General features: G+C 66.2%; 9 protein-coding genes. 4 read left to right on the forward strand and 5 right to left on the reverse strand.

Going from position 1 to position 14,551, the window contains the following annotated elements; all coding sequences use genetic code 11:
* Window positions 1-2 precede the first annotated feature (2 nt).
* Complete coding sequence (locus QOL62_RS06715; RefSeq protein ID WP_199183727.1) at window positions 3-1,454, forward strand: efflux transporter outer membrane subunit; 1,452 nt, start codon at window positions 3-5, stop codon at window positions 1,452-1,454.
* A 186-nt stretch (window positions 1,455-1,640) separates the two neighbouring features.
* Complete coding sequence (locus QOL62_RS06720) at window positions 1,641-3,905, forward strand: NADP-dependent malic enzyme (protein ID WP_103727459.1); 2,265 nt, start codon at window positions 1,641-1,643, stop codon at window positions 3,903-3,905.
* A gap of 80 nt (window positions 3,906-3,985) precedes the next feature.
* Here QOL62_RS06720 and QOL62_RS06725 read toward each other — a convergent pair whose 3' ends face one another.
* From QOL62_RS06725 to QOL62_RS06740, 4 genes are read right to left on the reverse strand one after another with little or no spacing between them, the layout of a single operon-like run.
* Window positions 3,986-5,074: an LLM class flavin-dependent oxidoreductase gene (locus QOL62_RS06725; protein ID WP_233203696.1), complete on the reverse strand. Its 1,089-nt coding sequence runs from the start codon at window positions 5,072-5,074 to the stop codon at window positions 3,986-3,988.
* Entirely contained in the window at window positions 5,071-5,979 is a 909-nt protein-coding gene (locus QOL62_RS06730) for an aldo/keto reductase (RefSeq protein ID WP_103727458.1), read from the reverse strand. The genes QOL62_RS06725 and QOL62_RS06730 overlap by 4 nt, the downstream gene beginning before the upstream one ends.
* A gap of 11 nt (window positions 5,980-5,990) precedes the next feature.
* Window positions 5,991-7,007, reverse strand: a complete 1,017-nt coding sequence (locus tag QOL62_RS06735; RefSeq protein ID WP_103727457.1) for a LacI family DNA-binding transcriptional regulator — start codon at window positions 7,005-7,007, stop codon at window positions 5,991-5,993.
* Window positions 7,004-9,037, reverse strand: a complete 2,034-nt coding sequence (locus tag QOL62_RS06740; RefSeq protein WP_379502549.1) for an alpha-glucosidase — start codon at window positions 9,035-9,037, stop codon at window positions 7,004-7,006. The genes QOL62_RS06735 and QOL62_RS06740 overlap by 4 nt, the downstream gene beginning before the upstream one ends.
* A 127-nt stretch (window positions 9,038-9,164) precedes the next feature.
* On the opposite strand from QOL62_RS06740, the gene QOL62_RS06745 reads away from it, so the two are divergent.
* The gene (locus tag QOL62_RS06745) at window positions 9,165-11,489 is read left to right on the forward strand and encodes a TonB-dependent receptor (protein WP_283405690.1); all 2,325 of its coding nucleotides are present in this window, start codon (window positions 9,165-9,167) and stop codon (window positions 11,487-11,489) included.
* Between the two features lie 546 nt (window positions 11,490-12,035).
* Here QOL62_RS06745 and QOL62_RS06750 read toward each other — a convergent pair.
* Window positions 12,036-13,307, reverse strand: coding sequence for an MFS transporter (locus QOL62_RS06750; protein WP_283405691.1), 1,272 nt, complete (start codon window positions 13,305-13,307; stop codon window positions 12,036-12,038).
* Window positions 13,308-13,471: 164 nt separating this feature from the next.
* Between QOL62_RS06750 and QOL62_RS06755 the strand changes: the two genes are divergently transcribed.
* Window positions 13,472-14,536, forward strand: a complete 1,065-nt coding sequence (locus QOL62_RS06755; RefSeq protein ID WP_283405692.1) for a YeiH family protein — start codon at window positions 13,472-13,474, stop codon at window positions 14,534-14,536.
* The last annotated feature ends 15 nt before the right edge of the window (window positions 14,537-14,551 follow it).

Genomic DNA, 14,551 nt, shown 5'->3' on the forward strand with positions numbered 1-14,551 from the left:
ACATGACCAAGCCTATCCTCTTCCTGCTTGCCGGTACGGTGCTGCTCTCCGGGTGCAATCTCGCTCCGAAGTACGAGCGGCCGACCGGGGCCGTGCCCGTCACGCTTCCGCAGGGCGGCATCTACCCCACGGCCCCAACGGACGCGGTGGACGTGTCGCGCATCGGCTGGCGGGACTTCTTCCTCGATGACCGGCTGCAGCGGGTCATCGAGCTGGGCCTCGCCAACAACCGCGACTTGCGGATCGCGGCGGGGAACGTCCTGCAGGCGCGCGCGCAGTACCGGGTCCAGCGGTCCGACCTGCTGCCGACGGTCAACGCCAGCGGCACGGGCACGTACACCAACAACGTGTTCGGCGCCGGCGGTGCCAACGGTGCGACCGGCGGCAGCACCGACATCGAGGCCTATCAGGCGACTGTCGGCCTTTCCGCCTTCGAGCTCGACCTCTTCGGCCGGGTGCGCAACTTGTCGCGTGCCGCGCAGGAGCAGGTCTTCGCCAGCGAGGAGGCGCAGCGCTCGGCCCGCATCAGCCTGATCGCGGAAATCGCGAACGCCTGGCTGACGATGGCCGCCGACAGCGAGCAGCTGCGCCTGTCGCGCGGGACGCTGCGCACGTTTGAGGACACCCTGCGGCTCACCCGTGAACAGTTCCGCGTGGGTATCGGCTCGGAACTGGAAGTCCGGCAGGCGGAGACGAACTACCAGGGTGCCCTGAACGACATCGCGGTGCTGGAAACCAGCATTGCACGCGATCAGAACGCGCTGAACCTGCTGGCGGGGACCACCGTGCCGGCCGCGCTCCTGCCGACCGACTTCGGCAATGCGCCCATGACGCGGGACGCCTTGCCGGGGGACATCTCCTCGGAGGTGCTGCTGCGTCGGCCCGACGTGCTCCAGGCAGAGCATCAGCTCATCGCCGAGAACGCGAACATCGGCGCGGCACGGGCCGCCTTCTTCCCGACGATCTCCCTGACGGCCACGCTTGGCACGCTCAGTACGTCGCTTTCGGGTCTCTTCAAGGACGGCACCTACACCTACAACGCCTCTCCGGGCATCGGCCTGCCGCTGTTCGACTTCGGCCGTCGCCAGGGCAACCTCGACTACGCCCGCGCCTCGCAGCAGGTCGCGGTGGCGACGTACGAGCGCGCGATCCAGACCGCGTTCCGGGAGGTGGCCGACGCGCTTGCGCAGCGCGGCCGCATCGATGAGCAGTTACGGGCGCAGACCAACCGGGCCGAAGCGGCCCGTGTCGCCGCGCGCCTTTCGGATGCCCGGTACCGCTCGGGCGTCGATTCGTTCCTGACGACGCTGATCCAACAGCGGACGGCCTACGCAGCCGAGCAGCAACTCGTGGGAACGCGCCTGACACAGGCCAGCAATCTCGTGGAGCTGTACCGGTCGCTTGGCGGCGGTATCGAGGAGACGACGCCGGTCGGGGCACCGGCGGCGCCCTAAGTCTCATCTTGCGCCGTGCGCCCGGGCGCACGGCGGATTCTCAGGCTATTGCTCTTCGAATCGTGCCGAAAAAGGGCGCTGAGCACTCGACACAGAGGCTCTAAGCGTGTTGGAGGAAACGGACATCCTATCGCTGCCACGATGGGGTGAGACGCTGACTTTGGCTACTGACCACGGGACGAACACATGGACGAGACGCTGCGCCGCGCCGCACTTGATTACCACCGCCTTCCAAGCCCTGGAAAGCTGGCGATCGAGCCCACGAAGCGCATGGTCAACCAGCGTGACCTCGCGCTCGCCTATTCCCCCGGCGTGGCTGCGCCGTGCCTCGAAATTGCCGAGGATCCGGCCAAGGCGCTCGATTATACCGCGCGCGGCAATCTGGTCGCGGTGATCTCCAACGGCACCGCCGTGCTCGGCCTCGGCGCCATCGGCGCGCTGGCGTCGAAGCCGGTGATGGAAGGCAAGGCGGTCCTGTTCAAGAAGTTCGCCGGGATCGACGTCTTCGACATCGAAGTCGACACCACCGATCCCGACAAGTTCGTGGAGGCCGTGGCGCTGCTGGAGCCGACCTTCGGCGGCATCAACCTGGAGGACATCAAGGCGCCGGAGTGCTTCGCGATCGAGGCCGCTCTGAAGGCGCGGATGAACATCCCGGTGTTCCACGATGACCAGCATGGCACCGCCATCGTCGTGGCCGCCGCCGTGCGCAATGCGCTGGTGCTGCAGGGACGCACGCTGGCCGATGCGCGCCTCGTCACCTCTGGCGCCGGTGCCGCCGCGCTCGCTTGCGTGGACCTGCTGGTATCGATGGGCCTTCCGGCCGAGAACGTCACGCTGACCGACAAGGATGGCGTCATCCATTCCGGCCGGGAAGGTATGCTGCCCAACATGGCGCGCTATGCCCGCGACACGGACGCGCGAACGCTTCCCGAAGTCCTGCCAGGGGCCAACGTCTTCCTCGGCCTCTCGGCGCCGGGCGTGCTCAAGCCGGAATGGCTTCCGCTGCTCGCCGACAATCCGCTGATCTTCGCGCTGGCCAATCCGGAACCGGAGATCCGCCCCGAAGTCGCGCGCGAGGTCCGGCCGGACGCAATCATCGCCACGGGCCGTTCGGATTACCCGAACCAGGTCAACAACGTGCTGTGCTTCCCTTACATCTTCCGCGGCGCGCTCGACGCGGGCGCGACGCAGATCAACGAGGCGATGAAGGCTGCCGCGGCCGAGGCAATCGCCGGGCTGGCCCGCGTCCCCGCGCATGACAGCGTTGCTCAGGCTTATGGCGGGCGCAAGCTGGTGTTCGGTCCGGAATACATCATCCCCACGCCTTTCGACCCGCGCCTGATCGTGGAGATCGCGGGCGCCGTCGCCAAGGCGGCGATGGACAGCGGGGTCGCTACCAGGACGCTGGACATCGACGCGTACAAGCGCAGCCTTGCCACCGGCAATGCGCGTTCGGGCCAGCTCATGCTGCCGGTGTTCCAGGCCGCGCGCGGCGCGTACAAGCGCGTGGCCTATGGCGAAGGCGAGGACGAGCGTGTCCTGCGCGCCGTGAAAGATGCGCTCGACGAGGGCATGGTACGCCCGACGCTCGTCGCCCGCCGCCGCATTCTCGAAGAGAAGCTGCCGAAGCTGGGCCTCACCTTCGAACTCGGCAAGGACGTCGACGTGATCGACCCCGAAACCGACGTCGAGATCATGGACCAGCTGGCCGAGGCCTATCGCATGGTCGCTGCGCGCAAGGGCGTGCCGGCGGCGGAAGTGGTGCGCCACACCTATCGTCGGCCCACGGTTACGGCGGCCATGCTGCTGCGTACGGGGCGGGTGGACGCCGCGCTGGTTGGTGGCAACTCGGAATACTGGGGCCAGATCGAGCACGTGCTGCGGATCATCGACCGCGCGCCGGGCGTGAAGCGGGTCTATGCACTCTCGGGCCTCATTCTCGACGCGGGCGCGCTGTTCCTGACGGACACGCACATGGTGCCCGATCCGACGCCGGAGCAGGTGGCGGAAATGACGGTGTTGGCCGCGCAGGCGGTCCGCCACTTCGGGCTCGATCCGAAGATCGCGCTCCTGTCCCACTCGAACTTCGGCGCCTCGCACAGCCCGAGCGCGCGCAAGATGCGCGCCGCCACGCAGCTGGTGCGCGCCGCTGCGCCGGAGCTGAAGGTGGACGGGGAAATGCACGCGGACGCGGCGCTGAGCCAGGCGCTGCGGGACAAGCTTGTGCCGGATTCCGCGTTCGAGGGCGCGGCGAACCTCTTGGTGATGCCCAACCTGGATTCCGCGAACATCGCGCTTACGGCGCTCTCGGCATCGTCAAGCTCGCCCACGGTCGGGCCGATGCTGCTGGGGCTTTCGCAGCCGATCCACGTGCTGACGCCGGGTGTCACCGCGCGCGGCATCCTCAACCTGACCAGCATTGCCGTCTGCGCCGCGGACAGTCACTGAGGCTTGCGGACGCCTCCTGAAGCGTTTTCAGGACGGCCTAAGAAAAAAGGTTCCGGGGGCTACCCGGAACCTTTTTCGTATCAGAGCACCAGAGGGGCGTGATTGATCTTGGGCAGGACGTGCCGCGAGAACAGGTCCGCCTCCGCGGCATGGGGATAGCCCGAGAGAATGAAGGCGTCGATGCCTTCCGCCTGGTAGGCCTTGATCTTGGCGAGCACCTGGTCGGGATCGCCCACGATCGCTGCGCCACAGCCCGAGCGGGCACGGCCGATGCCGGTCCACAGGTTCTCCTCGACGAAGCCGTCGCCACCTGCGGCGGAGCGCAGTTCGGCCTGACGGGTCACGCCTACGCTGGCGGTGTCGAGCGACTTCTGGCGAATGGCTTCGCCGGCCGCGTCATCCAGCTTGGACAGCAGGCGGTCGGCGTAGGTCCGTGCCTCGTCTTCGGTTTCGCGCACGATGACGTGGGCGCGGTAACCGAACTTCAGCGTCCGGCCGTATTTGGCAGCCCGCGCGGTCATGTCGGCGATAGTTTCGCGAACCTTGTCCATCGTGTCGGGCCACATGAGGTACACGTCGCACCCCTGCGCCGCCGCCTCACGCGCGTCCTCGGACAGTCCGCCGAAGTAGAGCGGCGGGCACTTGCCGGAGACGGTGGTGATGCGGGCCGGAGGCAGGTCGAGGTTGTAGAACTCGCCCTGGTACTTGAGGTGCTCGCCGTTCAGCATGATCTTGAGGATCTGCATCACCTCCAGCGTGCGCTGGTAGCGTTCCCGGCTGCCCAGCTTTTCACCAGGCAGGTCGGAGGAGATGATGTTGACCGTCAGACGTCCGCCAAGGATGCGGTCGAGCGTGGCGATGCGGCGGGCCAGCTGCGGCGGCCAGTCCTCGCCCATGCGCACGGCCCAGAGCAGGCGGATCTTCTCCACCAGCGGGGCGATGGCGCCCGCGAACATGGTGGTGTCGATGCCGAGCGCATAGCCGGAGGGAAGCAGGATGTTGTCGAACCCGCCTTTCTCCGCCTGCAGCACGATGTTGCGGCAGTGCTCCCAGCTTGACGCCAGCGCCGGGTCGGGCTGGCCCAGGAACTCGTAGTCATCGTCGCAAAGGGCCGAGAACCAGCTTACTTCGCAGGTCTTGTCAGTTGCAGTCATGGAGCTGTTCGTCATGGCAGGGGCTCTCCTTTCGATGCGACCAGTACCGCGTACCAGCGGGCGCGGGTCCAGCGGACCTTCAGTGCGTCCGCCGCTTCGGCGATCCGGTCCGCTTTTTGCGATCCGACGATCGGAATGACGCGCGCGGGGTGCGCCATGATCCAGCTGTAGGCGGCCGCCGTGCGCGACACGCCGAACTCTTCAGCCACCTCGTCAAGCAGGCCCGCGACGGCCTTTGTGCGCTCATCCGAGGGATTGGCGATACGCCCACCGCCAAGCGGGGACCAGGCCAGGACCGCCATGTCCATGGCAATGGCCTGGTCCAGTTCGCCGTTCTCGATCGGAGCGAGCTTGAGCGGCGAAAGCTCGGGCTGGGTCGAGACGATCGGAAGCTCCAGAAACTGTTGGAGCGTCGCGATCTGGCTCGTAGTGAAGTTAGAGACGCCGAAGCTGCGGATTTTTCCTGCTTTATAGGCTTCGCCGATGGCTTTTGCGATTTCCGAAGGGTGCGTGAGAATATCGGGACGGTGAATCTGCCACAGTTCGACAGTGTCCGTCCCGAGGCGGGTGAGTGAAGCGTCAATGGCCGAGGTGAGATATCCGGCGCTGGAATCGTAGGGCACGCCCATCGAGATGCCGCCCTTGGTGGCGATCACGAACTTGCCGCGCAGCGAGGGATCGGTCGCGAGGGCCCGACCCAGCAGGGCTTCGGAAGCACCGAAGGCCTCGTCGTTGTCGGGGCCGTAGATGTCAGCCGTGTCGATGAGCGTGATGCCGGCGTCGAGCGCGGCGTGAAGCAGCTTGACCACCGCGTCCACATCGTCGCCGCAAAGGCGCCAGTTGCCCCAGGCGAGGGCGGAAACTTCGATGCCGCTCTTGCCGAGCTGGCGGCGCGCGGCGGGGGAGGGAAGGTGAGTCATGGAACGTCCTGTCAGGGAAGAAGATCGGGATTGATGGATGCGACGGATGCGCGCTCGACAAGGTCGTGCGGCAGACGGCGGTGCGTGAGTTGCGAACCGCCGAGGAGAAGCTTGGTCGCCTCGTGCGCCAGCTCTCGCGTGGGTTGGCGGATCGTGGTGAGCTGGGGCCAGACCATCCGCGCCACCATGGTATCGTCGAAGCCGACGACGGAAAGATCGTCGGGAACGATGAGGCCCAGGTCGTGCGCCACCGAAAGGACACCGGCGGCCATGTCGTCGTTGCTGGCGAAAATGGCCGTCGGGCGGCGTCCACCGGCAAGAAGCGCATGAGCGGCCGCCACGCCGCTGTCGAAGTCGAATTCGCCGGGCTGGACCAGCGCCGGTTCGAAGGACAGGCCCGCGCGGTCAAGCGCGCGGCGATAGCCGAACAGGCGTTCCTCGGAGGCCATGTGGTTGGAATGGCCCTTCACGAAGCCGATGTGGCGGTGCCCCTTCGCGATCAGGAAGCTGGTCATGTCATCGGCGGCCTGCGCGTCGTCCATGAACACGGAGGAGGTCATCGCGTGGTTCGTGCCGGGGGATATGCGCACGAAGGGGATGTCCATGCCTTCCAGCGCCTTCAGCACCGGAACGCAGTCCGTCACCGGCGAGGACAGCACGATACCATCGACGTGCGTCTCGGTGACGAGGCCCCGTACCTGATCTCCCACGAGAGGATCCGCAACGTCGACCGGCTGCGCGATGAGGCGCGATCCGGCTTGCTGGCAGGCCTCCCAGCAGCCCATCTGCACCTGGTTCATGTAATAGGGGCTGTGGTTGTCGTAGATGAGCGCGATCTGGCCGGACTTGGTGCCCGCCAGGATGCGCGCCGCGACGCTGGGCCGGAACCCCAGGTCCTGCATCGCCTTCTCCACCCGCTCACGCGTGTCCGCGCTGACGTAGCGGTGGCCGTTCAGCACCCGGCTGACGGTCTTGATCGATACCCCGGCCAGCGCCGAGACGTCCTTGATGTTCGATCGTTCGCTCATATCCTCTCCTTCAGGGAGGCGAAGAGTGGAGCGAAGTTGCTGTCAGGCAAATAGAAAACGGGCGGCTGACCATAAGGCGCCGCGATTCTGTACGTGCCGGGCGCGAAGGTCTCACCGGTCCACAGATGGTGCCACGGCCGGTCGCCGGGGAGGATGACCTCGCGTGTTGTGGCATCGGCTTCCACGATCGGAGCGACGAGCATGTCGCGGCCGTAGAGGTACTGGTCTTGCACTGCGAACAGCGCTTCCTCGAAGTAGTGGAGGAACAGCGGGCGCTGCACCGGCAGCCCGGTCTCCACCGCCTCGTCGCTCAGGTGCCGGACATAGGGCGCCAGCGCCTTGTGAACGCGGGACATGGCGGCGAACTGGGCGAGCAATTCCGGGGTCGAGTCCAGTTGGAGGTTGTCGTCTGGGCGATTGCCCTCATGGCTGCGCATGACCGGCGAAAACGCGCCCAGCTCGCACCAGCGCATCATCAGGTCGGCGGTGCGGACGTTCCCGTGCAGGCTGGTGTAACCGCCGACGTCGCTGTGCGAGTAGGCGTTGCCGACGAGCCCGGCGGAAAGGGCGGCGGTGATGACGGTGTTGATGCCGTCATGCCGGGTGAAGTCGACCGACTGGTCCCCGGCCCAGAGCAGCGGGCAGTGCGCCTGAACGCCGGAGAACCCGGCGCGCATGAAGAACACGACCTCGCCGGTCTTTCCCCGGGAGGCGACCGCGCGGGCATTCGCCTCGGCCCAGAGCACCGGCCAGCGGTTATGCATCAGCATCGGATCGCTGCCGTCGTGCAGGCGCAGGTCGACCGGCAGGTATTCGCCGAAGTCGGCCATCCACCCGGAAAGGCCGAAGTCCAGCATTTCCCGTCCGATCACGCGCTCGGCAAACCAGTCCATCGCGGCGGGGTTGGTGAAGTCCACCACGCCGCAGTCGAACTCGCCGAAGTCGACGAGATAGACCTCGTCGCTGTCCTGCCGCAGGGCAAGATATCCCAGCTCGGCGGCTTCGGCGTACTGCTTGCCGTCGTTCGCCAGATAAGGATTCACGTAGCCGAGGAAGCGCACGCCCTTTTCGGAAAGGGCGGCGATACGCGCGGGCAGGGCGGGGTAGCGCGCCTCGTTCCAGGACCAGTCCCAGAACAGGCGGCGCCCGAAGCTGGTCTGGCGGATGCCGATCCAGTCTTCGCACCACAGGCCGGAGACTTCGGCGCCTGCGTCCATGATCGCGTCGAGGCGGGCGAAGCTGTTTTCGCCGTCCTTGAGGCCCACGATCGCACCGCCGATTGCCCAGTCAGGGAGGGCGGGCTGGCGGCCGAAGCGGGTGCTGAGCTGACCCACCAGCGCAGGCAGATCGGCGGCGGCGAAGAATTCGAGCGTGAAACTGCCTTCCCAGACCTCGATCCGGTGACGGCTGGCGTCCGTGAAGTCGAGCACCGAGTAAGCGCTGGAATCGAGATGGCAGGCCCACAGGTGCGAGGAGATGAACGTCGGCTGCGGGTAGTTGGTCCACCAGTAGTCGCCGCCCGCCATGCCCTGCTCGTCCATGAGGCGAGTCAACTCGGTTGACTTGTCCCGCCCCACGCCGGGTTCGCTGGTCCAGATCGGAAAGCGCCGCCCGGAAAGGTCGAGGTAGCTCATCTGCTCCCCGCCGCCCCAGACATGTTCGCCCGCCTGCGCCGCGAGGTCGATCCATACGCGGTCGAAGCCGGGCTCCAGCGCCTCGATCCGCAGCGTGTTGCCCTGCGCGCTGAGGCGCAGGAGCGGCGCGCCGCCCCGTTGGGAGGAAAGGACGATCGCATCGCCATCAGCCGTGGCAAACGCAGCCTCGACCCGACCACGCGGCGCATCGGAAATGGCGAAGTTGCCGCGCACCATCTCGACGTTGGGCTCGCCGCGCGCCACGGCGACCGCAGGGTGCGCGGATGTGCTGCGCAGCACCTCGGTTCCTGCCAGGAAGCAGGCGAAGCCATCGTCGCGAACGGTGAAGGTCAGCGGCAAGATCCAGATCCCATCAGTGTGTTTCTTTTGCAGCATCGGTGAAGCCACCGTGCTGTCCTCATGTGACAACGCTTGACAGAAATGTTGCGGCCAATCAAGAGGAGCTTAACCGACAGGACCACCTGAGGTGTAACACCTAGGCTGACTGCGCAAGGAGGGGAGAATGACGATTTCCGCACAGGGTATATTCACGTTCCGGCGGACGGCGCTGGGGCTATCGGCATCGGCGCTGGCGTTTGTGGCGGCTACGCCCGCACAGGCGCAGGTTGACGAAATTGTCGTTACTGCTCAAAAGGTTGAGCAGAACATTCAGGATGTTCCCATTGCCATCAGCGCGGTGACGGGTGAAGCGCTTGCACGCGCTGGCGCCAAGAGCCTGGAAGACATCACGTCCATCGTTCCCTCCGTCACGTTCCGCAAGGGCACGACCAGCGCCAACAGCGCGATCGTGATGCGCGGCGTGGGCACGATCAGCTTCTCGATCGCGGCCGAGCCCAGTGTGTCCACCGTTGTCGACGGCGTGGTTCTCAGCCGTTCGGGCCAGTCCTTCCTCGACCTCGTCGACTTCGATCGCCTCGAAGTGCTGCGCGGCCCGCAGGGCACGCTGTTCGGCAAGAACGCGTCGGCCGGCCTCGTCAACATCGTCTCCAGGGGCGGCACCGACACGTTCGAGGCGGAAGCCAATGTGTCGGGCACGACGGACGATGAATATCGCGCGCGTCTCACCCTTTCGGGGCCTGTCGCTGAAAACGTCACCGGCCGCCTGACGGGGTTCTACGGCACGTTCGACGGCAACCTGAAGAACACCTACTACGACAAGACGGTCAACGGCTACGAGCATTATGGCGCCCGCGGCGTCCTTGACTACGATGACGGCAGCAGCCGCCTGCGGTTCATCGCCGATTACTTCAAGGCCGATGACGATTGCTGCGCCGAAGTGACCGGCGTGTCGCGCGGCTCGGCCATCGACAACGAACTGGGCATCGTTCCGCGTGGCGAGGACACGCGTGACGTCAACCAGAACCTCATCACCCGCTCGCTCGACCGGCAGTACAGCTTCACGCTGAACGCTGACATCGATACCTTCGCGGATCACACCTTCAGCATCGTCACCGGCTACCGCAACTGGCGCAACACCGAGATCCGCGACGGCGACTTCCTGCCGCGTCCTCTCGCTCCCCTTCCGGACCAGCTCGCCGGAACCGACCAGCTGCATGACCGCGGCACCGTCAAGACCGACCAACTCTCGGCCGAGGTCCGGCTGGCATCGCCGCAGAACCAGCCGCTCACCTATCAGGTCGGTGGTTTCCTGTGGTACTCGAAGAACACGCAGGACTTCACCCGCGCCGACATCACCTGCTCGGCCGCGGCGGTCGATCCCGCTACGGGTGCGGCTCCGTGCAACCTTGCGGACCCTCTCACGACCCGCTTCCCGACCGCGACTTCGCGCAGCGACGTGTCGTTCCGCAACTGGGCGGTGTTCGGGCAGGCGACGTACGCGTTCACGGACGCGCTGCGCCTGACCCTGGGCGGCCGCTTCACGCATGACAGCGTCAGCTACACCCACACGCGTGCCCCGGCGGTCGATGCCGTGACCGGGCTTCCGGGCACCGGCGCCGGTCTTTCGGGCGTTGGCGCGGGTGGCTCGATTGCCGGCGGCGGCAACGGCACCAACACTTCGAGGGGCAGCACCAGCGCCGACAACTTCTCGGGCAAGGCCGTGTTGCAGTACGACGTCGCGCAGGACGTGATGGTCTACGGCAGCTACACGCGTGGCTACAAGGGGCCGGCGTTCAACGTCTTCTTCAACCACACCGCGCCGACCAATTCGACGCCGATCGATCCTGAGAAGTCGGACAGCTTCGAAGTCGGCTTCAAGAGCCAGTTCCTCGACCGCATGGTGCAGCTCAACGCCGCCGCCTTCCTGGTCGATTACAAGGGCTTCCAGGCCAACAACTTCTTGCTCCTGAACGGCGCCGTGGTCACCAACCTGACCAACGCGGGCACCGTACGCTCCAAGGGCTTCGAAGCAGACCTGACCGTTGCGCCGACCGAAGGCCTGACGCTGCGCGCCAACGCGGCCTATGCCGATGCCAAGGTTCGCCGCTTCAACCCGAACCCGCTGACCAACGCACAAGACGCGCGTGACGGAACCCGTCTGCCGCTGGCGCCGAAGTTCAGCTACACCATTGGCGGCGATTACGACGCCGATCTCGGCCCGGTGAAGCTCTACCTGTCGAGCGACTGGCACCATGTCAGCAAGCAGTACTCGGACCTTGGCGAAAGCGGACCGATCGACCCGTACGGCATCTGGAACGCCAGCGTGGGCGTGTCGGACCCGGACGACAAGTACCGCCTGACCTTCATGGTCCGCAACATCCTCGACGACAGCTATGTCCTGCTCAACACGAGCGCAGGCCAGCGCCTGATGATCCCGCGCGACGCGGACCGTTATGCAGGTATCAACTTGCGAGCGCGCTTCAACTGAGGCGGCCCCCCCGCCTCAGGTGAATGCTTGCAAAGAACCCCCGGTGCTCCTCCTCCTCCGCACCGGGGGTTTTCTTTGTCTTCTTGACATTTTGTACCATTTTGGTTATCTGATCCTGCCGGTCTCGATCGGCAAGCGGCGGGGCGGGCGCGTGAAGCTGACGTTTCCTCTCCCGCACGCGGTCGGCGCCCGGTTGCGGAACACCGGACAAAGCCGCAGTTAAGGGATGCGTGGATGAAGCTGGAGGTATGCCTCCAGGGCCGGCGGCAGGGGAGCGAGCCCGACCCGCCACCCCCGCGCACCACAGGGCCGTGTCGGGAGCATCGTGAGGTCTGCCCCTCTCCGACCGTTCGCAACCGTCAAAGGCAAGACCCGGCATGTCGCCTGAAGCCGGCGGCCCCCAGCGCCGGCCGCAGCCCGTCCGCTGAATTCCCAGGCGTTATCCCGCATTCGCCAGCGGGCACATCGGCGTGCGTGGACAAGAAAAAGGGGAGGGCCGCAGGCGGGGCCTCCCCTTTTTCATAGGTAACCGGCGGTGCGGCGCGTTCAGTCCGCCGTGGCAAGCCGGGGCTGCATGAGGTGGATGAAGGCCAGCGCAACGAGGTAGGCGGAGCCGCAGATCACGAAGAGCGGGCCGTAGCCGAGGCCGGTGTGGAGTGACCAGCCGGCGAACTCGATGATGCCCGTCCCGGTCAGGTTTCCGGCCACGGCGCCCAGCGCGATGACCGTCGCCATGCGCCGCGCCGGAATGATCTCGGTCGCCATGCCGAAGATGTTGGTCGAGAACCCCTGGTGCGCAAAAAGGCCAAGGCCGATGCAGACGGCGGCGATCCACGGGGTCTGGGCTATCAGCGCGAGCGGCATGACAAGGACGATCAGCGCGAAGGCCAGCATCGATCCCTTGCGCGCTACGTTCATCGAAACGCCGCGCAGCAGCAGCGCGGGATAAAGCGCTCCGCTGCTGATCGCGCCCAGCGCCGCCAAGACGAAGATCACGGCGATCGGCCAGCCGAGTTCGCCCTGGCTCAGATCGAACTGCCGCGCGAAGAAGTCGGGGGTCCAGAACAGGACGAACCACCAGACGAGGTCAGTGAATGCCTTCGCGCCGATGACGGTCCAGCTGCGGCGGTCGGACAGGATGGCGCGCCATTCCACCTTTGCGCCCTTCTCCGTGCCGGACGTTCCGCCGGTCTGCGCTGCGACGGGCGTCAGCCTCGCGGTGTTGAGCTTCCAGAGCACCAGCCAGACGAGGCCAAGGCCGCCAGTCACCAGGAAGGCGGCCTTCCAGCCGAAGGCGATGGCGAAGGGCGGGATGATCAGCGGGGTGAGGATGGCGCCGATGTTGGGCGCGGTGTTGATGATGCCGATGCCGACGGAACGCCGCTGCACCGGCAGGTAGATCGCCGCCGTCTTCATCGCCGCGGGGGTGTTCACCGATTCCGCCGTGGCGAGAACGGCACGCGCGATCACGAACTGCTGCACGCTCGCCGCCAGCGCATGAGCCATGCCCGCAAGACTCCAGACGGTGACGGCAAGCCCATAGGCGAAGCGCACGCCGAAGCGGTCGACGAACCAGCCCACGCCCAGCAGCGATACGGCGGCGGACAGCTGGAAGATCGAACCGAGGTGCGCGAACTGCTGGTCGCTCCACTGGAATTCGGCTTCCAGCATCGGCTTGAGAAGGGCCAGCACCTGCCGGTCGACGTAATTCAGGGCGGTCGCGAAGAAGATCAGCGCGATCAGCACGTTCTGCGCGCGGGCCGAGCCCGGTTCGGTAAGGGGCGCGGCCGGTCCGCCCGTGGTCTGGTGGCTGGTCATTGTCGTTCTCCCATATCCGGCCCTTGCAGCAGCGGCAATTCAACCGTGCCTGCTCGCTAAAGCTCTTGCTCCATCGCGTGCATCGCCATAGAGGTCAGTATGACAGCGCAGGACATACGGCAAGCATCTTCGTCGAGAAGGATGCGGCGAAAGGACGGGGACGAGTGAGCGCACAACACGCCGGCGACCTTTATGGCGAGATGTTTCTTGCCGCGCAGGAACAGGCGGCAAAGCCCAGCCGCCTTGAAACATGGAAGAAGCTGTGGCCGGGACTCGCCATCTGCGGCATCGCCAGCATCGCCGCGGCCTGGCTCTCCGAACACTACGGCGCGCCTATCATCCTCATGGGACTGCTGATCGGGCTTTCCCTCAACTTCGTCACCAGCGACACGCGCACGCACCCGGGCCTCGATTTCGCCTCGAAGGCGTGCCTTCGCTGGGGCATAGTCGTGCTGGGCACGCAAGTGACCCTGGCGCAGATCGTCGCGCTCGGGCCGGTGCCTTTCCTCGCGCTGCTGATGGTGATGGCGGCAGCCATGGGAGCGGCTCTGCTGGTGGCGCGGATGACCGGGGCCTCCACGGCGATCGGCATCCTGGCGGGCGGCGCGACGGCGATCTGCGGCGCGTCGGCCGCTCTGGCGCTGTTCGGGGTGCTGGGCGGCAAGCGGATCAGCCAGGCGCAGTTCGCGCTAACCCTCGTCGTCATTTCGATGGCCAGCGCGCTGGCGATGTCGTTCTACCCGCCGCTTGCCGGGATGATGCATCTGGATGATCGGCAGGCCGGCTTTCTGATCGGGGCCTCCATCCACGACGTGGCGCAGGCCATCGGCGGCGGTTACGCCTATTCGGACGTGGCGGGCAGTTACGCGACGATCGTGAAGCTCAGCCGCGTCGCCTTGCTGGCGCCGGTGGTGGCGGTGGTCTCCCTCATCTTCACGGACGAGGACGCAGGCCAGCGCCACTGGATCCGGAAACTCGCGATGCCCTGGTTCATTACCCTGTTTCTGGCCGTGGTCGTGATCAACTCCCTGGTCACGATCCCGCCTTTCGTGGTTCACCTGAACCTGACGCTGTCGAAGGCGCTGCTGCTGCTGGCGGTCACCGCCACGGCCATGCGCTCGCGCCTTGACCTCGTCATGCAGATGGGCTGGCGCGCAGCAATGCCCGTGGTCGCCGCGACGCTCGCGTCGCTGCTGGTGGCGACGGCGTTCAGCATGGTGATCCTGTGACTTTGCCCAAGGAAC

Source organism: Novosphingobium panipatense (assembly GCF_900182875.1).
Lineage (GTDB): Bacteria > Pseudomonadota > Alphaproteobacteria > Sphingomonadales > Sphingomonadaceae > Novosphingobium > Novosphingobium panipatense.